This is a genomic window from Parapedobacter indicus (assembly GCF_900113765.1).
In the GTDB taxonomy this organism is placed as follows: Bacteria; Bacteroidota; Bacteroidia; order Sphingobacteriales; family Sphingobacteriaceae; genus Parapedobacter; species Parapedobacter indicus.
This window is the reverse complement of the sequence record NZ_FOQO01000003.1, coordinates 574706-600516: the sequence shown is the minus strand read 5'-3', so window position 1 is coordinate 600516 and position 25811 is coordinate 574706. Positions and strand designations below refer to the sequence as shown.

Annotated in this window: 13 protein-coding genes; 8 read left to right on the top strand and 5 right to left on the bottom strand. The window is 52.2% G+C overall.

The annotated features are described in order from the left end of the window. Positions 1 to 22: 22 nt before the first annotated feature. The 5 genes from BMZ56_RS08895 to BMZ56_RS08875 are packed head-to-tail and all read right to left on the bottom strand — an operon-like array spanning position 23 to position 6720. Positions 23 to 1450 carry a hypothetical protein gene (locus BMZ56_RS08895; protein ID WP_143072885.1) on the bottom strand — a complete coding sequence of 476 codons (1428 nt, stop codon included), beginning with the start codon at positions 1448 to 1450 and terminating at the stop codon, positions 23 to 25. Positions 1451 to 1460: 10 nt separating this feature from the next. Beyond that, positions 1461 to 2849, bottom strand: coding sequence for an aspartate aminotransferase family protein (locus tag BMZ56_RS08890; protein WP_090626202.1), 1389 nt, complete (start codon positions 2847 to 2849; stop codon positions 1461 to 1463). Positions 2850 to 2856: 7 nt separating this feature from the next. Next, entirely contained in the window at positions 2857 to 3948 is a 1092-nt protein-coding gene (locus BMZ56_RS08885) for a carbohydrate kinase family protein (protein WP_090626201.1), read from the bottom strand. 12 nt (positions 3949 to 3960) lie between these two features. Then, on the bottom strand, positions 3961 to 5337 hold the full coding sequence (locus tag BMZ56_RS08880) for a hypothetical protein (protein WP_090626200.1): 1377 nt from the start codon (positions 5335 to 5337) through the stop codon (positions 3961 to 3963). Positions 5338 to 5358: 21 nt separating this feature from the next. Beyond that, on the bottom strand, positions 5359 to 6720 hold the full coding sequence (locus tag BMZ56_RS08875) for a sugar porter family MFS transporter (RefSeq protein ID WP_090626199.1): 1362 nt from the start codon (positions 6718 to 6720) through the stop codon (positions 5359 to 5361). Between the two features lie 197 nt (positions 6721 to 6917). Between BMZ56_RS08875 and BMZ56_RS08870 the strand changes: the two genes are divergently transcribed. From BMZ56_RS08870 to BMZ56_RS08835, 8 genes are all read left to right on the top strand, one after another. Then, complete coding sequence (locus tag BMZ56_RS08870) at positions 6918 to 7793, top strand: AraC family transcriptional regulator (protein ID WP_090626198.1); 876 nt, start codon at positions 6918 to 6920, stop codon at positions 7791 to 7793. 260 nt (positions 7794 to 8053) lie between these two features. Then, positions 8054 to 9895, top strand: coding sequence for a glutamine--fructose-6-phosphate transaminase (isomerizing) (glmS, locus tag BMZ56_RS08865; protein WP_090626197.1), 1842 nt, complete (start codon positions 8054 to 8056; stop codon positions 9893 to 9895). Positions 9896 to 9905: 10 nt separating this feature from the next. Continuing rightward, positions 9906 to 12092 carry a DUF4954 family protein gene (locus tag BMZ56_RS08860; RefSeq protein ID WP_090626196.1) on the top strand — a complete coding sequence of 729 codons (2187 nt, stop codon included), beginning with the start codon at positions 9906 to 9908 and terminating at the stop codon, positions 12090 to 12092. 579 nt (positions 12093 to 12671) lie between these two features. Beyond that, the gene (locus BMZ56_RS08855; RefSeq protein ID WP_090626195.1) at positions 12672 to 13286 is read left to right on the top strand and encodes a hypothetical protein; all 615 of its coding nucleotides are present in this window, start codon (positions 12672 to 12674) and stop codon (positions 13284 to 13286) included. 10 nt (positions 13287 to 13296) lie between these two features. Continuing rightward, entirely contained in the window at positions 13297 to 13932 is a 636-nt protein-coding gene (locus BMZ56_RS08850) for a hypothetical protein (protein WP_090626194.1), read from the top strand. 2 nt (positions 13933 to 13934) lie between these two features. Beyond that, the gene (locus BMZ56_RS26050; protein ID WP_090626193.1) at positions 13935 to 14675 is read left to right on the top strand and encodes a hypothetical protein; all 741 of its coding nucleotides are present in this window, start codon (positions 13935 to 13937) and stop codon (positions 14673 to 14675) included. Between the two features lie 43 nt (positions 14676 to 14718). After that, a complete protein-coding gene (locus BMZ56_RS08840; RefSeq protein WP_177195096.1) occupies positions 14719 to 16314 on the top strand; it encodes a lipase family protein in 1596 nt (531 codons plus the stop codon). Continuing rightward, the gene (locus tag BMZ56_RS08835; protein WP_090626191.1) at positions 16304 to 25810 is read left to right on the top strand and encodes a DUF6603 domain-containing protein; all 9507 of its coding nucleotides are present in this window, start codon (positions 16304 to 16306) and stop codon (positions 25808 to 25810) included. Before BMZ56_RS08840 ends, BMZ56_RS08835 begins: the two co-directional genes overlap by 11 nt. The last annotated feature ends 1 nt before the right edge of the window (position 25811 follow it).

The window sequence follows — 25811 nt, the reverse complement described above, 5'->3', positions numbered from 1 at the left end:
TTAAACTTGGTTCAAACTAAAATCAATTCACTTCATTTATCAGGGCAAGGGTTTTTTCGACCAGCAGATAGCCGCCCTCCGGACCTACCGCCGTTGCCATGGCACTGTAGCCACCACCGGCAAGCGCTCGGGGTGTCGGCAGGTAATCGGCATAGTCACCGCTCAGTTGGATTAACAGGGTGCGATTAAAGACACTTCGTCCTTTGATGATCAACCCGTAATCCACGAACAGCTCGAAGGGATTCGAGGCAAATACAACACTGCCAAGACGGACGACGTGGATTTCGGTACGGTAGTACTGCTTTTTTGGATGGCTGTCATATTGCTCCATTTCCAGTTCCATCTTTCGGAGCACACCATAGTCGCTCTTTTTGTTATCCCAGGGGCCGTGGCTCTTGGTTTTTTCATTGGCTTTTATTTCGGCAAGAAAGCGGTTCCATGCGGTCTGGGGCGATGCCGGATCTGCCGGTTCCCGCGATCGGATTTCTTCCACGATACGGCGTGCCTGCTCGTACGCTTCGTGCGTGACGTTTCTCAGGGGCAAGTCCACATCTTCGACAAGATGCCGGAAGACCGGGTGCCGCTCCCGCGTATCCCGCACCTGATCATACGCATCGGATACAGCCCGTTCGATTCGCCTGCCGATTTCGGCGGCTCCTTCCCACTCCCACATGTTTGGCGCTTCCGTTGAATATCCCCGCGGCAGATCCCGGGGTGAGATATCGCCTGCCGCGCCGCATTGGGCAAGGATAAAAAGATCCGGAGAGAAGCGCTCCCGCAGACGCCGCCGCACCTCGTTCCAATAATCTGCCGAAACATAATATTTCGCTTCGGTCACCTGGGCAGGGCAGGGCACATTGATCACAATGCCTTCGAGCTGGTTGTTCGGACCCCAACAGAATAGCAGGTCCATCGACGCATCTTCGGGGCCTTCCAGTCCGATGAAGTCCTCCCGGTCAACCGCTCCGTACATTTCGGTGGTGCCGTCGGCATATTGCACCCGCCGGTTGTGACCGATGGGGGCATACGTGGTGGCGGGTGTAACCCCGTGACTGGGTGAGCGCCGTTGCCATGCCGCAACGGCAGTCTCTGTGAGACGGGCTACCAAAAACCTGCCGTATTCATCGTCAGCACGCGGTTCGGGTCCGGAGTGCGTATGCGTGGCAAAGATGAGCAGCTTGCGTGGATCGAAATCGGGCAGTTGTTTCGATACGGATGCCCGCACGGCCTCTTGAAGCGCCGTTGTACACCATAACAGGTCGAGAGAAATCAGAATAGCCTGACCGTCGTGGCCTGCACCCGGTGCTTCCAGGGCCCATGCAGTGGCCGTAAGTGCACTTTGCACATGCGTGGAGATGCGTTCGTAATATTGTCCGAAAAGGGAAACCGGCCCTTCGGGAGTAATATCCGAACTGGCCCATCCCATGTAAAGTTCGTTGATCGTTGACATTTTTTGCGATTTAATGGTATCCGAATTCTTTCTCAACCTCGTATATCGATTCTTCAATGATATCCAGTCCCAGCATGGCGAAGTGCTCATCCATGATCAAGGGGGGCGACATGCGCAGGATATGGCCCGCCGGAATCCAGGCCAGCCCCTTGCGGAATGCTTTCTGGTAGACCAATTGCCCCGCTTTGTCAAAGGGCTCTTTGGTCTGTTTGTCTTTCACTAGCTCGATCCCCAGCAAGAAGCCCTTGCCTTTTACGTCTCCGATGATGGGGTGGCTGTCCTTCATCCGTCGCATCCTTGCCATCATCTTCTCGCCGACGTGCCTGGCATTTTCCAACAAGTTTTCTTCCTCGATGACCTCCAGCGAAGCCAGGGCCGCGGCGCAGGCCATCGGATTGCCCCCATAGCTCGAAGAGCCGGATATTTTGTCGAGGGCTTCGGCGTATTCTTCTTTGACTACCAGGGCGGTAACCGGAAACCCATTGCCAAAGGACTTACCAAAGGTCACGATGTCGGGCACCACGTCCCAGTGATTGAGGGTAAGCCATTCGCCGGTACGGCCCATGCCGGCCAGCACTTCGTCGTCAAACAGCAAGACACCTTTCTGATCGCAAAGGGCTCGCAGCTTCGGAAAGAAGTCATCCGGCGGGAAGATGGAGCCAGCCCATCCCTGCGCGGGTTCCAGGACAAATGCAGCCAGATTTCCCACGGTAGATTCCTGGATGAACTGTTCATAAAACCGGATGTAGGCATCGGTATCCAGTGTGCCGTCGGGTTTTGTCCAAAGGGGCCGATAGGGATCCGGACGGGGAACCATATAGAAACCGGGAGCCCGGGTAGGCCCATAGCTGTGAACATCGCCACGGATCATTTGGCCACAGCTGACAGCGGCCATGGTTTTGCCATGGAAATCGCGGAAACAGGAAATGAACTCGTGTTTGCCCGTGATGGCACGTGCGGCCCGTATGCCCGCCTCAACGGCGGTAGCGCCATCGCTGAAGAGCTGCACGGAGTTCAGTCCGGCGGGTAAGACCCCCACCAATTTTTCCAGCAGCTTTTCTTTTACCGGCGTGGTAAAATCGTGCATGTTCATCAGCCGGTTCGCCCAATGCGAAATAGCCGATGAAATTTTTGGGTGGCAATGACCCAGCGAGGTTACGTAGATACCCGACGAAAAGTCGAGGTAGCGATTGCCGTCGGAATCGGTAAGCGAAATACCATGCCCCTCTTCAAAACATACCGGAAACAATTTCACCTGTCCGCTGAGTCCGCGCATGTATTTTTCGGTGTTGGCATGCATCTGCTTAGACACCGGGCCCGGTGGTTCGTGGATGATCTGCGGCAGTTGGTCTGCGCTGGCTTTCCACCAATCCTTATTAGTCGCTGTTAGGATTTCCATGATTACATTAATTAGTTATTGCTAAATGATAAATATCTTCCCAATCGGGCAGTTCCGTATACAGGTCGTTACAGTACAAGCTTTCTCTTCCCGCCGCGGTGCTTAACTTCACAGCCATTTGTGGCGTAACACCTTCGAGAAGCGCAGCTAGAAAGGCTGCGACCGCCGTATCACCCGCACCGGAAGCATTGGTTATCCGTTGCCTATCTGCCGCATAGGCGGGGCAGTACAGGGTGAGATTACTCCATTGTTCGGTATCCAATTCCAGGAGTCCATTTTTTTCGTCCGTGAGATTGCCTGTGAACAGATAGGCACCGCGGTGAGCCATTTTAATCAACACGATTTTGACGCCGTAGCGCAGAAGCATCCGGCCTACGCTTTGTATCGTCTCTGGCGAAACCCGATCCAATACCTGTGCTTCTCCGTGTTTTTCACATAGTTCACGATATACATCCGGCATCGTCATGTATAGGATTTCTTCAATGCTGGGAAGCAGGATATCCGTATAGGGCAAGACGCGCGTCAGAATTTCATGCCAGTCAATTTCCTGTGTCTCACCGGTCGGATCGGGTAAACTCAGATCCATGGAAGTGACCGTTCCACTTCGCTTAGCTTGCTGAAACAGTTCGACCAATTGCTCGCCCTTCGCATGGAAGAAATGTTGCAACAAGGGCAGGTAACCGAAATGTAGTAATTTACTGGATTTCACATTCTCGATGTCGACACGTGCCAGGTCAAAGAATCGGCTGCTTCCCGGATATTCGAGAAATAGACGATCGATGGCGGGTGGGGCCAGCACAATCCCGAAGGCCGTTCCGGCATGGGTGGTTTTCTGGATGCTGTTTGCCACGCCATATTCATCCAGGCAATCCGAGATGTAACGACCCAGATGGTCATCTCCAATGAGACTGTTTAATAGCACCTTTTTGCCAAACCGATGTAGAACCAATCCGGTATTGCCTACGGCGCCACCCAGCGAAAAGGTCATTCCATTGAGCTCCGTGAGGGTGCCGGGCTGGAAGGTGACCTCCGTTTTAAAAGCCGGCGTCAGATCAACGCATAAGTACCCGCAGACGAAAATATCAACTGTCTTATCCATTCTAAGCTACGGTCAGTTGGCGGCGTGATGCAAAATAATTTCGATGTCGTTCAGGCGGCAGAAATCAACCAAAAGCGATGTACAGTCGCCATAGGCCAAAATGTAGTGCTGGCCGGATATCTGTTGGACAAATTGTTCCGTTTTTGTATCCAGCTTAATCAGCAAGCTTGGTAATTGGGGAGCCGGTTGTGTCCACCCGGCTTCCTCCCAGGAACACAAGTGCCCTTCCCCCGTCGCGATATGCATGGTATACGCTGTCCCGGTGTTGGAAAGCCGGGCAATGGTCAGCCTGCCTTCCCGCATGGAAGAAACGTTAAGCAAGCCCCCGCTGATTTGACCAAATGCCGCCGGCAATACGTTTACTCGTTCCTGTACAACTTCGGCGGGAACATAGTCCGGCACGCCCATTAATACGCTGTCTTCAAAATATTCATAGAACTCAAGATAAGCGGCACTTTGTCCGGTCAGCTGCTTGACAATCAGCTGGGTTACTGCGCCCATTACGTCGTTTTCCGGAATGGTGCATAGACCTGCTTCATCCGCCAATAGCATGAATACGACGGCAGGCGGATAGCTTAGTAATTTTTTCATGCCGTCCACATCTTTGAGCGAAATCGCATCCAACCCTTTTTCGAGGGCTATTTTCCGGATGGCGAGGTAATAAGCGATGCCTTGCTCCAGAAATTGTCGGTCAACCGTGCCCTGAAAATTCCAGGCTGTTTGGATGGTGTTGAGTACTGCCGTTACAGCAGACGCTTCCACGCGCTCGCTGGCTTTTACGACCTCGAGCATTTCGACAAACTCGACCTCGATACCCAGTTTGCTCTTTAGGGATACGCCCTCGTATAGCGTGTTATAAAGCCGCATATCCCGGAAGCCGACCATGCCAATTTTCGTGGACCGAAGCGCTTTTTGGGCGAATGCAGCCTGGATGAAACTGTCGATTTTCTCCAAGGGTGACGGATTGTCTATGATGTTATATAAATAGGTGAATCGATACCCCAGGTCCGCAAAAACTTTCCGCAGCGCTGAGGTGCCCGCTTGTGCGGCGGTGGTTACGATATGCCCGTTCGTCCGCTTTCCGGCCAATCCCCACAACACCATGGGAACCTGCCGATGCGGATCGGTAATGGAGATAACCGCATGGGAAGGGATCCAACCGGTGAGGCAGACAATCAGCGCATCGAACGACTGGCCATCGAGGTCGTGCAACGCTCGGGCGACGTCTGTGCCCGCTTCATCATCGGTCACGAGGTCGGTGGATACCACCGCATACCCCAGTCCTTTCACTTCTTCCAGAGCCGCTGCGGCCATTTGCGCAATCAGTTCCCTGGGTGAGTTTATTTCGCCAAAAGGTACAAAAGCAATCTTCTTTTCTGTTTGATTCATTATCGGATACTTGATAGGATATTATTTGTTTCGAATGTTGTTTTGCCAAAACTCGCCGATTTTCTCTAGGCTAAGCCCTTTGGTTTCGGGTACCTTGAACCAGCAGAAAAGTGCTCCAGCAGTGCAGATACTGGCAAAGATCCAGTATACACCGGCGGGATTACCGTTGGTTGTGATAAACCATTGCGTAAGCACCGGAAAAAATTGCGCGGTAACAAAAGACGCCAGGTAGAGAAAGATACACACGACCGCAGTGGCCTTTCCGCGGATGTGATTGGGAAAAATTTCAGAAAGAATGATCCAGCCCAGCGGCGCTAATCCGAGCGTAAATGCACCGGCACCGATCAACATCGGGAACAGGGCGAAGAGGGGCGGCCACCCTTGCTGAAAGTTGATGGCCATGACAATATGCCCAATCGCCATGAAGGATACACTGCTTACGAGCAGCGTGCGCCGATTGAATTTGCGAATGAGCGGAAAGGACAACAGCGTACACACCAGGATAAAACCATATACCGGGAGTGAACTCAATATGGCATGGGAACCCATGCTGACACCGGCATCCATCAGGATGCTGGGAGCGTAGAGAAGCAGCATATTGACACCGTTGATTTGCTGCAACACCATGAGTAAGATGGCGATGATCAGCGCTGCTTTAATTCCGGGGGATAGAAGCGTTTTAAAACTGCTCTCGTGCGCCATTTGATTGCTGGCTTTGATACGCTGTACCTCCGCAGCCGCCATTTCTTTATCATAGATCCTGGTAAGAATACGATCGGCTGCGTTGATCTGACCTTTTAGCACCAGCCACCTCGGGCTTTCGGGAATGACCAACAAACCGAGTATCAGGATCCCTGTGGGTATGACTTCCGATGCCATCATCCACCGCCAGCCCCATCCGTCAAAAGAGAAAAGGTAACACGAAATTACGGCCATGTTGATGCCGATCACGTTGGATAATTGATTGACATTGACCAATATGCCCCGAAGGTGGGTGGGAGCCAATTCGGCGATATAGATTGGCGAGGAAATCATCGCTAAACCAATGCCCAATCCCCCCAGAAACCGATAAAAAGAGAAATCCCACAATCCCCATGCGATCGCACAGCCGACGGATGATACCATAAACAGCACACCGGAAAACATCATCGTTTTCTTACGGCCCCATCGATCGGTGAACCACAGACCACCGATAGGCCCGATAACACAACCCAAAATCGCACTGCTGACGGCGAATCCCTGCATCGCTTCGGATAACTGGAACTCGGTTTTCAAAAAAGGAAGGGCGCCGGCAATGATGACAAGGTCAAATCCGAAGAGAAATCCGCCAACGGAAGCTACAACGGCTATTTTGGCAATGTAGAATATGTTAATTTTCATCATGGCGATAAAATTAATCCAATGTTGTCAGCTGTCTACGCCTCCGCTAATCAATTTATGACTTTGCCTATTATTGGTTACTGTATACAGCAAAGGTAGACGCACATCGATCACAGAAAAACGACGAGGTTTTCAAAAAAAGACACTATGTTTGCATATTATGGGGTAAAAATGATTGATGTGTGTAATAGAAGCGCAGTATGAAGCCAAAGCTGGAAAAGATCTCACCCAATTTATTTTATTCATTTGCGGTAAAAAGAGAGATTACTCCCTATATGGATTACCCGTTGCATTACCATCCGGAGCATGAAATCATTTTTGTGGAGAAAAGCCGGGGCTTGCGGGTAATGGGCGACAATGTTGCGCGCTTTGAAGACGGCGACTTGGTGTTCATCAGTTCGAACTTGCCCCATGTTTGGAAAAACGACAAAGAATACTACGCGGGGAACCCTGAATTTTACGTGGACGTGTACGTGATCCATTTTCTTCCCGATGCACTGGGCGATAGCTTTTTTGACTTGCCGGAACTCAATCATATTTCCCGATTGTTCGAATTGGGTCAACAAGGGATTTCGATACTGGGGACAGATCATGCCAGGATATCGCAGATGGTGAAGGCGGTATGCTTAAGTTCGGGATTCGATCGATTGATTAATTTTCTCCAACTATTGGATGCGTTGTCAAAAATCAAGGAATACGAATTGCTTTCAACACCGTTCTACGCAAAAAATATCCGCAAACTCGAGACAGAGAGGTTGAACCAAGTGATTGATTATATGATGGAGAATTACCGTCATGAGATTACACTGGATCAACTTGCGTCGATCATCGATATGAATAAAGCGTCGTTTTGCCGATATTTTAAGACGAGGGTGCACAAGACCTGCACGCAGTTTTTAAACGAAATCCGAATCACGCAGGCATGTAAGCTCCTGTTGAACCAAGCGTTGAATATTTCAGAAATCGGTTACGAGGTCGGCTACAATAACATTTCCCATTTCAATCGGCAGTTTAAACTGTTGACCGGCGCGAGTGCCAAAGTATACAGGAAGCAATTGTTGAATATAACAAACTGACCAACGCGGGTAGTGTACGCAATCTTCCTACTATTCTTTATCTAACCTCTGGAGTTGTTGAGCGATGGTGCTCACCGTGACAAGCGTCGCACGCAAAATAGCCCTTGAAGGGCACATGCAATATCATTTTGCTGGCTCCGATAGCTGTTGATAGTTTGGAGACTGGAGAGCGCTTGGCAAAAAAAAGCAAAACAACCGATTGATTAATACTAAAAACACTATTTTTGCCGACGCTCTAGCGAAAACTAACTTGGAAACTTATGTGTGGAATCGTAGGCTACACCGGCCAGAAACAAGCTTATCCGATCCTGATAGATGGATTGAAAAAATTGGAATATCGCGGATATGACAGCGCGGGGGTTGCGTTGCATTTGGGAAATCACCTAGCGGTTTACAAAAAACAAGGGAAGGTGGCTGCGCTCAAGGAATATGCCGGAGATCATCCGGTTGCTTCCACGACCGGCATCGGCCATACCCGGTGGGCCACCCACGGCGAACCGTCCGACCGCAATGCACATCCCCATTACTCTGCATCGGGTAATATCGCGATGATTCACAATGGCATCATTGAAAATTATGCGCAGCTCAAAGATGAATTGGTCAGCAAAGGCTATACGTTTAACAGCGATACGGACTCGGAGGTGCTGCTCAACTTTATCGAAGACATCAAACGTAACAACGAATGCTCGTTGGAAGAAGCGGTACGCGTAGCCCTCAAACGGGTTACCGGCGCCTATGTGATTCTGCTGATCGACACCGAACATCCCGATACCATTATTGCCGCCCGGAAGGGGAGTCCGCTGGTGATCGGCGTGGGAAAAGGAGAGCATTTTCTGGGATCGGATGCTTCGCCCATGCTGGCCTACACCAAAGAGGTGGTCTACATCAACGATTACGAACTGGCCATCGTCAGGCCTGATGAGTTGATCTTGAAAAATCTGGGCAACGAGCGCATCACGCCTTTTGTGCAAAAACTCGATCTCGAACTGGCGGCCATCGAGAAAGGCAACTACGACCATTTCATGCTTAAGGAAATCCACGAACAACCCAAGACCATTCTTGATTCGTTACGTGGCAGACTTAATGCCGAGCAGGGCTACATTACGCTGAGTGGGCTAAATAAAATCGAAGAAAAACTCCGTAATGCCAATCGCATTGTCATCGTGGCGTGCGGCACCAGCTGGCATGCGGGGCTCATCGGCGAGTACCTCATCGAAGAGTTGTGCCGCCTCAATGTGGAGGTCGAATATGCATCGGAATTTCGCTACCGTAACCCCATTATATCGCCTCAGGACGTGATCATTGCGATATCTCAGAGTGGCGAAACGGCCGATACGTTGGTAGCCCTTGAGAATGCCAAGAAACAGGGAGCAGCTATTTTTGGTATTGTCAATGTGGTGGGCTCTTCCATTGCCCGCATCACGGATGCGGGGGCCTATACCCATGCCGGGCCGGAAATTGGCGTAGCCAGCACCAAGGCATTCACCGCACAGGTGGCCGTACTGCAACTTTTTGCGTTGAAACTGGCCCAGTTGCGGGGAACTATCGGCGATTCACTGTTCCAGCACCTGCTGCATGAGCTTGAGGCAATTCCGGCCAAGGTGGAGTGGATCCTCGACAACCAGGTGGAAGCCATCAAAGCCATTGCGCGGAGGTACAGGGATGCCGACAACTTTCTCTACCTAGGCCGCGGGTATAACTTCCCCATTGCGTTGGAAGGTGCGCTGAAGCTGAAAGAAATTACTTATATCCATGCCGAAGGGTATCCTGCTGCCGAAATGAAGCACGGCCCTATTGCGCTGGTAGATGAAAAGCTTCCGGTGGTTTTCGTAGCAACAAAAGATATATACCACGAAAAGATCGTAAGCAATATCCAGGAAATCAACGCCCGGAAAGGCAAGGTGGTGGCTGTTGTCTCCGAAGGCGACGAAACCGTGAACGAACTAGCCGAGGCGGTGATGGTTGTGCCCCAGGCGCATGAAATCGTGGCACCACTCTTATCCGTCATCCCGCTGCAATTGCTGGCCTATTACATCGGAGTGGAGCGGGACCTTGATGTGGATAAACCCCGCAATCTGGCAAAATCGGTCACCGTAGAATAACCGATTGCCCATGACACCAAAACGGAAACCACTGAACACCCTGGGGTATGGCTTCATTCGGGATGAATACCTTCCCGAGGGAGCGGATGAATATTATTTCAGAAACCAGCAGCAACTGACGGAGTATACCTATCGGCAGCTCAGCGCCGATGAGGTTGCCATACTGACCCGCAATGGTAACTATTCACCCAATTGGGGGGATGTGTGGGTAACGGATCGGTTTCTGCCCGAGCAGGTACAGCAGTCTACGTTTTATGGACGGGTACGCATCGGCGATATGGAAGAAAGTTTCCTCGACTTCCGCGACCTGCATCTTCCTATAGGTATTTACAACAGCGTTATCGTAAGCAGCGATATTGGCGGGTACAATGCCATCCACAATGTGCGTTACATGGCGCACTTCATTCTGGGCGAAGAGGTGATGCTCTTCAACATCAATGAGATGGAGACGAGCAATAACGCTAAATTCGGTAATGGCATCCTGAAGGAAGGCGACGCAGAGAGCAGTCTCATCCAATTGGAGCTCTGTAACGAAAACGGTGGCCGTGCGGTGCTGCCATTCGAAGGCATGCAGGCGTCCGACGTATATCTCTGGACACGCCAACGGCACGACCGACTGCTGCAGTCGCGCTTCCGAGAGATTACCTTCCGACGGTTCGATACCCGCAGGGGCTACTACAGCGTGGTGTGCCACCGTACGGTCATTAAAAATTCAGATATCATCAAAGATGTCAAAATCGGCACCGATGCTTACATCAAAGGAGTGAACAAACTCAAGAACGTGACGGTCAATTCCATCGCGGAAGCCTACACCCAAATTGGTGAGGGGTGCGAGTTGGTAAACGGTATAATTGGCCATGGCTGTCGCATCTTTTACGGTGTAAAAGCGGTGCGCTTTATCCTGTGCTCGTTTTCGCAGCTTAAATATGGTGCACGCCTGATCAACTCGTTTCTCGCCGACAACAGTACGATTTCCTGCTGCGAAGTGCTTAACTCACTCCTCTTTCCCGCACACGAACAGCACCACAACAACTCGTTCCTCTGCGCATCGCTGGTGATGGGACAGAGTAATATGGCGGCGGGCGCCACCGTAGGCTCCAACCACAATTCTCGCGGTGCCGACGGCGAAATCATCGCGGGCCGTGGCTTTTGGCCGGGCCTCTGCGTGAGCCTCAAACATAATTCGCGGTTCGCGTCGTATACGCTCATCGTGAAAGGTGACTTCCTTCACGAACTGGATATCCGCTTACCGTTTACGATGGTAAGCCACGATGTGGCCAACGACCGCATCGTGATCCTCCCGGCCTACTGGTTTCTGTACAATATGTATGCGCTTATGCGCAACAACGGTAAATTCATTAGCCGCGACCGGCGTTCGCTCAAGAATCAGCATTTCGAATACGATGTACTGGCGCCCGATACGGTGAATGAGGCCTTTACAGCGCTGCACGAAATCGAGATCGCCGTAGGCAAGACTTACCATCCCGAAGCGGGCGACCCTGCCGAGTGGGGAGCCAAAGGCAAAGCGATATTGGCCGATGCTACGATGGACCTGCGCGAAAAGGAAATCGTGCTGGACGGAGTGGAAAATTCCAAACGGAAGGTGGTGCTCATTAAGGTGCGGGAGGGCTACAACACCTACCGACGCATCATTGCTTACTATGCCGCTACGCAGCTCAAAGCTTATCTGAATACCTACTCGTTTGCCGAGCTCCGGGCCGATTACCTGAGCCGGTCCGGTCGGATGGAACGGGCCGGGTTTGAAAATGTGGGCGGACAGCTTATCCGCAAGCCGGATCTCGACGACCTGCTGGAGCACATCCGTAGTGGGGAGCTTGCCGAGTGGGAAGCCATCCATCATCAGTACCACCTCCTCAGCAGCCGGTATCTAACGCATAAGTTTGAACACGCCCTCGCCACTTTTTTGGAGATCCATGATCTAGAGAAGTCAGCGCTAACACCCGCTTACCTCGACACTTGCATTGCCGAAAGCGTGGCCACCAAGCAGTGGATCTGCGGGGAAATTTATAAAACACGCGCCAAGGATTACCAGAATCCGTTCCGGACGATGGTGTATGAGAATGACGAAGAACGGGATATAGTAATTGGGCGTCTAGAAGACAACGCCTTCATCCGGCAACAACAGGACGAATACGAACGGTACACGGAATCGATTACAGGTATTCGCCCCATATAAACGCCCTGCCGTTGCTAATCAGCCTCGGCAAGGTTCTAAAAATATACGCTTACAATACTACATTTGCCGCTAAATGATCCGACCGTACACAAACGGAGGAACGAAAGCGCTGCAACCGAAACCACAGCATGTTCAACGACCTAGGTCCGTTAAGATCATGAGGATCGCATTTATTTTCTATTTTATTTTTTGTTTTCATAAAGTTTTGTAACTTGCGTTCATCTACTTTTTGAAAAAAAATATAACTCTACCGTTTAATAGACACTACCACTTAACAAAGCATTTTGACTGATTGTTTTTTAGCAGAAACGTCATAATTTATTAACGCGCTTGTCGGTGTGTTAGGCTATCTTCGGTGAGTATTCATTTAATCTAAGATTATGTAAAACAAGCATTTTATGTGGATCGCCCATGCGGTTTGGTTGTGGCGGTCTCTTTAAAAACCATCTACATCTACTACGTAATATCTACCACTTATGTTACATCTACCACCTATGAATACCAATCACTTGGGTTGCATCTACCTGAATGCGCCCGGACTGGAAAACCAAGTATTAACTAGTATCAAACATCTTTCTTATGAGCGAGCTTAATGAACAACAAATGGGCAGATTTAATGCCGTAAATGCCCGGCTGGGACTTGCCCCCGCACAGTCGACCCACGCCACAAATGCCAGGGTAAAGGACTTCGTTGCCAAGCAACACGTGGTGCTATCATCTAACCCGGCCGAATCGGACATTCCACCCTACCTGATTGCGGTAGGATCGATCGCTGAATTGAATAAGTTAGCAGGTGCGCCAGATGATGGAGACGATACCGATGTTGTGTATCCTCCTGCGGCATCTGCCCACCTTACTGCCAAAGCGGAACAGCCGTTGACGCGGGCCCAGCTTATCGGGAGCTTAGACGACGACACGTTGGCCGATTTGAAGACGGCGGCTGCGGCCTATCTGAAAGGGAACCCAGCAAAGGTGGCCGATTATGAGCCGCTGATCAACGCTACCCTCTTTCCGGGTAAAGTGGCTGTATTTGCAGACTCTGGCGATCTTAATGTACCCGAAAACGGGTCTGTTACCATTAAAGGTGCGGACCCGGTGGTCCTGAACTACGGTTCGATCACCGTAGGTCAAAACGGGCAAATCATTGTCCAGACAGACGCCAATATCACTACACAAATAATGACTCAATTATAACCTTAAAGCTATGCCAACTTTCACGTTTACAGGTCAACCTTATTCTTCCCCGGCAACAGCCGGTGGTAACGGTGGTGGCGGAAGTACCGGAGCTACCGGAACCGCGGGAACAAACAAGTATAACGGCAGCAACTGCAAGAACGAATGCGTTACTCCTCCCGGCAACGGTGGTACTGGAGGCACGGGTGGTCCCGGTACTGCGGGTAGTCCCGGCGCTAAAGGGCTCCCGGCACCCAACGGTATTCTTAATTTAGGCGATGTCGTGGGTGACGTTTCAATCGAGGTGGGTGGCGGCGATGGTCAAAAGGGTGGCAAAGGGGGCACGGGAGGTACCGGTGGCCCCGGCGGCCCTCCGGGGAGTTGCCCGGACGGATGTAGCGGAGCCAAATCAGGCCCACAGGGCGCTGGTGGCCCGGGTGGGCCCGGCGCATTAGGGGGCGACGGCGGCGATGGCGCCACCGTTACCATTTACTACACCTCGATTACCGGCCAATTTAACCAGAAGACAACCAGCGGAAGGCCGGGCGATGGCGGCGATCCCGGCGATGGTGGAACAGGCTCTTCAAAAGGCGCAGATGGAGCGCCGGGCGATCCGGGAAAGAATCCGGGATCGGCTTCGACCATTCGTATTATTAAAAGCAGCTAAAAATGTCAACTTACACAATATCGATTCAGGGTGAGCCCGGGTTGAACGGTGTGCAGGGGATTTCGGGCGTCAGTGGCGTAAACAGTGCTGCCGACAATACCGGGCAGCCGGGTAAGAAAGGAACCAAAAATTGGCTGGGTGGTTGCGATAAATGCGCCACTTCCGGAACAACCGGCGCTCACGCCGTGAGCGGGGGTGACCGGGGTGAGCCTGCCGGACGTGGCGGACTTGCGCCTTCCTTCACCTTGACCTTGTATGAACTTCATGTTCCCGATGGAAAACCGCTGTCCATCCTCAGTCAAGGCGGTGTAGGTGGAACCGGTGGAACCGGTGGAACGGGAGGAAATGGCGACACGGGAGGAAATGCCGGGATCAATTATGAAAAGTGCATTAACAACGGCACATGCCAGCCGGCGGTTGGGGGAAATGGAGGCGACGGTGCGGTTGGCGGTGTCGGTGGGCCCGCTGGTGACGGAGGTGCCGGAGGAAGTATCACCATCTATTGCCCGGCCAATGTACAGTCCTTGATCATGGCGTTAAGCAGTGGGGGCGAAGCAGGGAAAGCTGGCGAAGGCGGGCAGGGAGGAAAGGGCGGCGATGGAGGTGCCAATGAGCCCTTGCCAAATCAATCAACACCCACATATGCTCCCCCGGGGCAACCTGGTGGCCAAGGTGCTGGAGGATCTGCCGGTAGTCCGGGCGCTCGGGGGACGGTAACTTTTTTCACCCTTAATAGCCGTTGATATGGAAACCCATGCTAACCTTCTGCAGGTTCAACTTTTACAAATGGCTGCACAAGCCAATTTACCTACGCTGGCTAAATATGGCCCTAACCTTCCCACAGGATGGGTGAACATCGGTTCGATAGCCAGCACAAACTCCATGCCCCCGCCGGTGCCGCAATCACAGGGATTCCTGGCGCTCGGGCCCGTCGATGCCGACGGAAACCAGGGCTATGTCTTAGCACTGGGGGTGACTTGGAGCTCGTTTCTGCTCAATCAGTATTCAGGGACGCTTCTACAGACTAAATTGCCCGATGCCATTGCCGGAAGCGGACAGCCGCCCAATTCATTGGTCAGTCAGCCCCATGCGTATGCTTACCAGCAAATGAGAGAGGCGGCATGGACAACACTGAAGCATATGAATGCCGGGTTGCCTCTTTACATCTGTGGCATGGGTCTCGGCGCGCCACTGGCACAAATCGGCGCGCTAGACCTACGTCCGGGTAACAAGGGGCCGGCCGATCTGTCTCAAATCGCTGTACAACCGACGAGCTATGCGTTCTCAGCCGTGAACTTCGTCAATCAGGACTTTGCTAATTATTATCAAACGATAGTGACCGATGCCAACGTGGTTTGGGCAGGTACACAGGCCTTGCCGGTTGATTTATTTCCTACCCGTCCAGATAACGCAGATTTTGTACAGATTGGTCGGCTGACCAGTCTCAGTTGCACCATTCCTTCGGGCAGCAATGCAGGGTGGCTTCAATTGCCTCCGTCGTCCCAGCCGTATGATGTGCCCTGGCTGGAACGCAGCGATGTTTTTTACCTGAATGCCCTTGGCGGAACTCCGGAAAGCGCTCCGGTTATCTCAGTCTCCATTCCCCAGCCTCCGGGCGGATTTTCACAGGTAACGGCGGCGTCAATGGCCATATTGGCGCAGGCATCCTATCAGTTGTCTCGAAGTATCACCGGAACTACGGGCAATGTGGCACCCTATCAGTTTACGCAATACGTCAACTATCAAGGCACCCCTTTCGCTTTTATCTTTGAAAGTGCGGCAGCGGTAGCGGTGGTTTTCAGAGGGACGGTAACCTGGCAGGAATTCTTCACATTGGAAGCAAATGCCAATTTTTCTACCCCCTCATTTATTACTGCTGGACGTGCACACGTCCACAGCGGGGCTTATACGGTCTATTCAGGTCCGGTTGACGTTTCTTCGTCGGCAGCGACGTTCGCCGAAACGCTGCTCGAAAAACTGAAACCTTTGGCAAGTGGCAAGCAGCTGTATTTTACCGGACATGGATTGGGCGGCACAGTGGCTACCCTTGCTGCGGCGGATTATGCGATGTCCGAGTATGGCGTTAAACCCGATGCACTGTATACCTTTGGCGCAACATACCCCGGCGATTACGATTTTGCCGAAATATTTAGCGAGGCCTATAAAAGCAGTTATCAGCTTATACGCTCACAAGACAAGATACCCGGTTCCATTGTCACCTTGGGATTCTCTCCGGTAAATAATGTGGTTTCCGTGAATGGGCAGTTGGCGGTAGATGAATCGACCTTTCATGCGTTATTTGGCTATTTGGTGCTGCTGAATCCGGCGGGGACAGAAAAAAAAGCCGCAACTTCCGTAAAAAACGATCCCGATGAACAATAAATTGCTTGCCTCGAATACCGAGCCACAGGGCGTTACCTTTACGGATCTTGATCCGATATTAGGTAGCCTCGGGCAGCTGATCGGACTGCTATACTCGTCGGATAATAGTACGTACACCCTGAATCCGGATTGGTTCAAAGATCCGGTTGCAAGCACAAAGTCGGGAGTTACCGAAAATCCGGAGCAGTTCAGCGCACTGTTGGCACAGATGCTTGGCGAGGCCGGTGGCAATGCGTTGGGCATACCTGTTCAGGATCCTGCTTTGTTGGGTACGTGGTATCCCATCATGTATCAGGGTGAACCCACGGGATTGTACATTGTTTCATACCAGAAGACCGAAATCGAAGCGGGGCAGGCCAGTACATTTACCGCAATCGGATTAGGTGTATTGCACAGTTGGCAGGTAACGCCATCTAATCCGTTGCTCGATGTAAAAGTATGGGGGCTTGTCCCTTTTCTGAAACTGGGCAATGGTAGCCTGGAAATGACCTTCAGCTCACCGGGTTACCCCCTTTCCATCGGCGTGGCGGCAGAAGGTACAACACCGGGACAGCCGTTGGTCGACATCAATGGCGTTTCGTTCAATGGTGTGAAAGCGAGCCTGGCGGTAGATTTGGCGGTAAGCAACCCCTTTGATCTTTCCCTGCAAATCATCAATCTGAAACTGCCGGGGCAGCCCAAAGGTACCACGCGTTCACTGGCTGACCTGGCAGCTATATCGGGGCAGGAGATACTGGATACGGCAGCCAGCCTTTTTGTTGGTGCACTGAGCGATGTTTTTCCTTCGCAGCAAAAACGTATCCATTATTTGGCACCACTGTTTGGGTTTTCATCGCAGGTACCGTCTTCTGATGTGAAAATGCCGGTGCTGGAATGGTACAGCTTGTTTTCCATTGCCAGTTCACCCGACGGCGATGTAAAACAGCCTTTCATTAGTTGGTTCAACACGTTATGTGCCGATCCCAAACAGCTCAACGCTTGGTTGGGTTGCCTGGCCGGCTTTTTGGGTAATGACACGCCGACGATAGCTGGCAATGGCTCACGAAGCAATCCGTTCGAAGTGCCGCTGCTTTCCGTGGACTCCGTGGGACAGCTGAATTTCAATGCGGCCACCACCGTGAGCGATACGGGTATCCGTTACTTTTACCCCGGACTCGGTTTTAAAGCCAACGGAGTTTCCCTGGGTACTTCCGATGCCGTGTTTAACATGGGTGCTAGTCTAGAGCTCGGAGAATTTGTACTTACTACCGGATCGGCATCGGTTACCCCCCAAATCCAGTTTGATTTCAGTTTTGAGCTTGCCAACAAGACTTCAGGCACCCCGCTGATTGCATACGGCGATTACAGTTTCGGTTCACTGGCCGCTGGTCTCCAATTGGGTAGCAAAGGCCAGCTAGTTCCGCGGTTTGTGCTCAACGAGGTAAAAACCCCAGACACCTCCTTCGATGCTATCAATGTGCTCTCACCGGGCCAACTGGCAGACGCCGGGGCCTCTGCGTTGAGCAGCGCACTGAAATCCCTGCTTGATATCCCACAGCAACCGCAGCAGACTTTCCAGGAGCGCGTGGGCGCGCTTATCGGATTAATCACACCCGACAGTGCGGGTGCAGATTGGCCCGATACGCTTGCCCCGCCTTTTTCTCCTGCAAAGATGGCGGGTTCCCTCATCAATCCGTTGGAAGCCTGGGCCAATTACTACCTGGAAACCCTGCGGTACGGCGAAACGATTCAGGGAAAATCGGCGTTCACCTACTTGGTGAACGAATTTGCCGCTATGCTGCAATGCGGATCAGAACAGGTACAGATTGTGGTGAGTGGCGACGGAACGCCAGCTTCCCCTTGGCAGGCAGGCGTGAGCCTAGATGATCAAACCTTGCCCGCCTATTTTACCGCATGGCAGGAGGCCACAGCCGATGCCGGTTTACGCCTCGTGCTGGGGTTGGCACTTGCCCCGGAAATTACCGTGGCTTCCACGGAAATTGTACCTTCGCTGACACTCGATGCCTTGAGCCTTGACTTCCCCCCGACGGGGAAAACTGCTCGAGTTACGGCTAATTGGCTGCCGCAGGTGGCCGCCAGACTTACCCTTCCGAATGGTTTTAGCACGCCGCCGGTTGGTGGTTTTTCCGTACAGGTATCGGCAACCCAACTTTCGGCGGTCTGGTCGAGGTTCAGCGGGTGGTCCTGGTCGATGTTTGTCAACGACCCGGCGATAACCGTTGCCGGCAACCCTATTGCGTTGGGTCAAAACCTCAATTTCAGTGATCAAACTTCACTGAAAGACCTGGTTACTACCGGTCAGGCCGCCTTTGCACCTTTTCTGGTGGCGGCGCTGGGCACGCTGCTCATTCGCAGTGAAACACGTGCCGGCCTGTTCGTAGCCGGGGCACTGGGGCTGTCGGCCGATTTAAGCGACTCCCCGATTTTTCCTGCAGGTTTGACCTGGAAAGATTTTACCACCTTTGATCTCAAAAGTTTTACGGACCCATGGCCTGATCTGCGCCGGCAAATCGCCTCCGACTTCAGCACGACGGATAAAGCAAAAAGCGTATTGTCGTTGCTTTCCTGGACTATTCTCGATTATACAAGTGCGGCTCCAAAAATTGCGGGGACAGGTACATTCGCCGATCCATATATTACCCCCTTACCGGGAGGGTTCATGTTGCCGCTATGGTATGCCGCCGAGGGAGAGGTACTGGGGATGGGTATCGGCCGTACCGATTCGTACAGTTTTATCCGCCAGGTTGGGGAAGAAAAAAAGACCAACCGGATTTCGTTCCAATTAATATCCCGGCTTAATCTGGTGGAATATTCGCTGTCATCGGGGAGTCTGGTACACAACGGCCAGTTACCTTCACTGAGTTTTAAAGGTACGTTATCAAACCCGGATGGCCTGCTGATTGATCTACCTCAAAGCATTGGAAGTGTAGCTGAAATAGCTATTGGGTTCGATCTTTCGCTTTCGGGCGGAAGTGTATCGTTTGTTCCCGTGGTTACGCTTCGAGGAGTGACACTTCCCGGGCAGGCTAAACAGGATGCCATCACCTTACAGGATTTTCTGGCGAGCGATTTTACCGCCTCTTCACAATCGGCATTTCTCGTGCTCCTGAATGCCGGGCTGCAGGAAGCCTTTGCCCAGACAGGCGGTTCGCCAACTTTCCAAACGCTGTATACGGTATTGGAAACGTTGGGGCTTACGTTGGCTCGTGAAAAGGATACCGACCCTTATGCCATTGACGCGGCAGGTTGGAGCGTCATGCTGGCTGATTTTGATACATTTATCCAGACACAGCTATCGCAGTTGCTGGCCTCGCAGGATTCACGCAGACAATTGTTTGATCTGCTCGGCCAACTCTTACATGTCAATTTCCCGGATTTCCCCGAGCCACTCCTCGATCTGCTGGAAGGGCTGCAGATATGCGGACCGGCCGAAAAAGGCTACCCAATTTACCCCGAAGCGGTGCTGGAGCTGATGTCTGACCCGGTGGGGGGATTGAAGGAACGCTTTACCAATTTGTTTGAAGATGCCGCGGCCCTGTCTAAACTCACTGCTGCTATCACCCAGAACTTTGACCAGCAGCGCTACGGCAATTTTACGTTCAGCTCCACGTCCAATGGCGTGGCCGCTTTTCAGGTATTGCCTGCTGATGCGTTTGCCTTGGGTGATTTCCTGCGGATCAGCGGTGGCATAACGGTAGATCTTGTCAACAGGACCCTAAACTGGACTCTCGATAGTTACTGTCCGAAAGTGGGGCTTACCTTAGCTTCCGTGCTGGGCCTTACCTATGCCAATAATGCGGTTGAAGCCAATTTCGGGACTTCGCTTGTATGGGGCGACGCCAGCAAACCTGCGGCAAAGCCGCTGCAGCTCTATCCGTTCGACAGCAATGTCTTCTTGGATCAGGTTTCCGAGCTGGCCCCGGCATATTCGCTTAATATTTTACTGAATGCCGTGCTGGAAGATCAGCTGCTGAAAAAATACCCCTTCGTACAAAACCTATTTTTGGGCTTGGGCCTTGCGCAACAAGCCGACGGTACCTGGCAGATGCCGTCTTTGATGGGGATACTTCGGGATCCGCTTGGTTGGTTGCTTTCCGACAGCGTACTGGGCTACAACGGCCAGTTCAGTGTGGCGGCACTGCTGCGGCTGCTGCAAGGGCTGCCCGAAGTCCGTTCGTCCAATGGCATCACAGTTACGCCGAAAAGCAACGGCGTGGATATATCAGGCCTTCCCTATGATTTCAATGTGTCTGCTGAGGGAAACAACGGCATCGCCAATTTTGGTTTCGGCACTTCTTCATTGCCTATTGCAGGGGGATTTGCCACACTCAGCAACCTGAAATTCGAACTGCAACTGGACGAAAACTATCAGCCCGCTGTAAGCGGATCATTGGATATTTCCGCATCGAAAGACCTCAATATACCCTTTTACGTGACGGCGGGATACAACAAAGCATTCCTGCTGAAGATTGCGCAGGGAACGCCGGAACAACCCACCGGACTGGCCGTGCAACTGTTGCCGTTTTTGGGATGGGGAACATTGGCCGAGCAAGCGTCACGTATGGCTGCGGTATATATGGTCGAACAGCTTACCCCCCAGCTCCTCCAAAAACTGGCGGATGCCGGGGCCAAGGACTTTGTAGATCGCCTCACCACTTTTGGCACCCAGATACAGGTGGATGCTTTCGTTCGCGGACTGATGGATATCCTTACCCCGGCGAACTTTGCATCGAAAACCCAAAGGGAATTGCTGGAGATGGTAGAAGCTTCTGCCCTGAATTGGCTGCAGGGCCTTTATGGGCCAGACAAGGTGGCTGATACGGTGCAAGGAATCGTTACGTTGCTTTCCGGCGTGTTGCCCGGGCAGCTTGAGGCGGATGGAGGCAAGGTGAGCTACCGACCCAGCGACCAGATACCCATCACCATTAAAGCAGGCCTGAATAACGATGCCCTGCTGGGGCTTTGGGCGGATGTAGAACTGCCGGGTACCGAGCTGCTCAAACTCGATATTGCCGAAACGGGTATGGGAATTTCCGGATCCGGAGAAATCAGTTTTAATTTCGGCGTACATATGCTGGTTGCCATCGAAGGCAGTACAGGACCTGCACTCAACCTCGATTATCGTGCAGAAAAGGGATTTGTACTGGGTTTCGACCCGCTGGGCGATGCATCCGATTTCAGCAAAACGTCTGCACTCAGCAGGGAATTGCTTCCGGAATTTTTTCCAGCGACCGATGCGAGTTCACTCGCCGACCGCTTTACCAGTTGGCTGTTTGCTGTCATTAAAGATGTCTTACCTCGTTACGTCTCTACCTTGGTGCTCAATGAAGACAGCGTGCGTACTTGGCTCGATTCGCCCATCGTTACTCCGCAGCAGGGGCAGACGGTCCCAACACCGGGCTTATTGCTTACGGCATCGTCGGTTATTCTGCTCGACCAAACCTCCAATAAATACTCACTGAATACTGTCGACAAATTATTGGCCCTCACACCGCAGACTTTCTTTGGCAATTTCCTGCAAACGTTAATGAAACAGGAAATTACCTTGTTTACGTTTGGTAACAAAAACCAGTGCAGCATCACCATCGGACCCAAGAAGAACCAGCCGGATTATTATGGGTTGCGCTTGTTTGCCCCAGATCTGGAGCTGGATATTGTGCCCAACCTGGTGCTTCAGGTGGGCAACAGCGACGATGCATGGATTTCCCGAAGCGGGGGGACACCCGGTGACCCGGGTATTGGTCTGTATCTGCCCTTGGAAGTGAGCAGTACAGATTTTTCGGCTGATTTTACACGGATTAATCTGGTGATGGATAATGTCGGTTTCGACTTCAGGGGTACCAACGGAAAACCCCTCGTCGACCTCACCCGCTTTACCATTGATAAGATTGAACCACGTATACTGCTAAGCATCCAGTTAAACGGCGGCAACGCACCTACCGTCGCGTTTGGAGCCGGCGTAACCCTCGATCGTATGGGCCTGTCCTTGGCGCCTAACAGCATGGCACCGGGGAGTAGCAGTAACCCCATTGCAAGCAACCTGCTGGGTTCAGGCAATGATACGGACAACGATGCTGCCAATCCGCCCACCAACCCAACATTTTCCGTTTCGGTAGCTTACTGCAATAACCTTTGGGTAGACCTGAAGAGCGATACCGGCAATGGCTCGGAAGTGATCGTCCCGATCCAGCGTTCATTCGGACCCTTATATGTGGAAAATCTCGGACTGGGCTGGGAACAGCAGCAGAAAGTGCTTGATTTTCTGTTCTCCGGCAATGTGAACCTCGCGGGTTTGAAAGCTTCTCTCACGGGGCTTACCGTAGGTGTTCCGGTTACCACCCCTACAGATTTTAGCGCTTATACATTGGATCTCCAAGGGATAGATGTCAGTTTTAAGGGAGGAGCGGTTACGTTGGAGGCGGGGCTCGTAAAAACGGAAACACCTTACCTGAGTTACACCGGTACGGCAATCATCAAGGCCACCCGATTTGCACTTTCGGCCATCGGTTCGTATGCTGAAGTGGCCGTTTCCAATGAACCGGATGCCGATAAAGTACCGTCACTCTTTGTATTTGGCGTACTCAACATGCCGCTGGGCGGACCGCCGGCATTCTTTGTCACGGGCATCGCCGCAGGCTTTAGCTACAACCGTTCGCTGCGTATCCCTGCGGTGGAGGAAGTGCAAAACTTCCCCTTGGTAAAGGGTGTGACGGAAGGCTCATTTACCGCGGGAGAGGATCCCGCAACGGCGTTGCTGAAACTTTCTGAAGTGGTGACGCCCGAGGTCGGTCAATATTGGATAGCAGCGGGATTGAGCTTCACCTCCTTTCAGCTTATCAATTCCTCCGCGCTGTTGTTTGTCAGCTTCGGTAAGGATTTCGAAATGAATCTACTTGGGTTGAGTTATGCTTCCCTGCCGCCTATGGTGACACAGGATCTGGCATTGGCCTACTTTGAGCTGGCCATTAAGGCTTCGTTCAAACCATCAGCGGGTATCGTTTCGGCCGAGGCCCAGCTGACTCCCAACTCCTTTGTGCTGTCCAAAGACTGTAAGGTGACCGGTGGTTTTGCCTTCTACCTTTGGTATAAAACAATTACAACGGCGGATTATACCATCCCTGCCGGAGATTTTGTCATTTCCCTTGGCGGCTATCACCCCGCCTTCTCCAAGCCTGTCTATTACCCCGATGTGCCGCGACTGGGTATGCAATGGAAAATGGAAGTATCCGTGGGCAAGATCGGCATCAGCGGAGGAGCTTATTTTGCACTGTGTCCTACCGCGGTGATGGCCGGTGGATATATCAATGTGGTCTTTGAGGCAGGGCCATTGAAAGCCTGGTTGGATGCCTATGCTAATTTCCTCATCGAATGGCAGCCTTTTTACTTCAATGTAGGGATCGGCGTGACGATCGGTGCGTCTTTCGGGACAACCATCGCCGGCGTGTCAGTCAGGATCTCCGCCGAACTCGGTGCTAAACTGCATCTGGAAGGTCCACCTACCCACGGATCCGTAGAAGTGGACTGGTACGTGATTTCCTTTACAATTCCCGTGGGATCGGGCGAGACAGCCACAGATGATAATAACCTGGATTGGGAAGGCTTTGCGCAAAGTTTTCTTCCGCCCCCGCAAACCCCCGAATCGGATTCCGATAAACTACAGGCCGCCACACTGGATGCTCAGCAACCCGTGCAGCAGGTGGTAAAATGGAAGGCGGAATCTGGATTAATCAATGATACCGATTCCCGCTACTTGGTTCAGCCTGTCCCATTCTCCCTTTCGGTTAATACCGCTATTCCGGTTTCCAACCTCTCGGTGACCGACTCGGCATTTTCGGAAGCTGGGGCAAGTGTTGGTGTCAGACCCATGGGATATAGTGCGGATCTGGACGCTCCCCTTATCGTTACCTTGCGCGATGCAGCAGGCAATACAATCGATCCGCTTTCCCGTCAGATCACGCTGGACATCCTGCTGAACGGCGTGGCGAGTGCCATGTGGTCGAAATCGGCGCTTAACCGTACGGTGGCCCCGTCTTCCGAAGACATGGTCATTGCCGACGCGTTATGTGGGATGCTGTTCAGCGCGAGCAGTTACGTAATTACGGGCAATGTCCCTGAGTTTGCCATCGATGAGTTGGAATATACGAAAGGAAATATAAAGCAGCTGCCCTTCACGGTTACCCCGCAGTACCCGGCAGGTACTCCCTATCCGGATTCTGACCAGAATACCGCTTATCGGGTGATCAAATCGTCGATTATGGAAGCCGCAGTTGCCGGGCGCCGTAACGAGGTGTACGCTGCCCTTCGCCGTGCCAATATCCATGCGCCCGCTGATCCGGATCTGAGTGTGATGGCCTCTTCTGCAGAGATGATTTTGCAGGCTCTTCCGGTCATTGCGCCCATCGATATTTATCAGGATAATGAGGTGCATACAACGTCCAGGGTCTTGCCCATGTCCGGTGTGTCAGATCAGCATTTGGCAAGCCCCGACCAACTAGCCAAGCAACCCGAACTGGTTGCGCTATTCAAAGCCTATCAGGTAAGTCATGGTGGGGCACTGGCGTTGGGAACACTTCCGCTGCACCGCAATGCGGTAAGAGGGAAGTGGCGGCTTACTTCTGGACTGTTGAAGAATTCCACGGCGGCGTTGCATACGGCGTTATATGCCAATGACACACAAAAAGTGTTACACGATGGAAGTATAGTCATCTGGAAAATAGATCATCAGGCTCAAACCACGCTCAATACAAGGGGGGCACTACTCGTTAACGTCTTTGTCTTCGATCCCTACCACGAATTGATTTCGCTACAGTCCGTCAGCGAAGGGGCGCCGGCCCTTCCCTTGGAAATCGGTGCCGCTGAGGTAGTTATCCAAGGCGTGGAAAAAAGCGAGATAAGTACAGCCTGCGGCTGGCAGTGGAATACACGGATGGCTAAAGTAAACGCTTCATGGGCGATAGGACCGGGCTGTATGATGCGTACCCAGAATATGCAGCGTACCGCTGTTGATCGTCAGGGCAATCAAATAGGAACCATCGATGCAGGTCGTCTGCTGGATAACAACACGGTAATCAGTGCCGGAAACAGACGTATACCCGGCTGGGTGGAGTCCGTCTTCCAATCGGGAATCAGTTACGTTGCCGTACTGCTGGATGGCCCGGACGTAACAGGGGAAGCTGTTTCGGTGTCTATCGGTATCAATAGGAGGGGCACACGCGATGACATCGTGCAGCCGATACGTTCTTATACCATCGACGGGCACATCCTGCTCATCTACGCCGTCACTGCTGAAAATCAGCATTCCATAGCTATTCATGTACATTTGAAACCACTTACATCAAAGGGAAAAATCAAAGGTGTCTACGGATTGTCGGCAGACGAGTTTCGGTCAAAAGATCAAACACCTCAGATTCAATTGGCGTATTGCGGTCTCGACATTGCGTCGTCGACGCTTCATTCATCAACGGTTACGCTGGCAACTGCATTAAACTCACATTGAA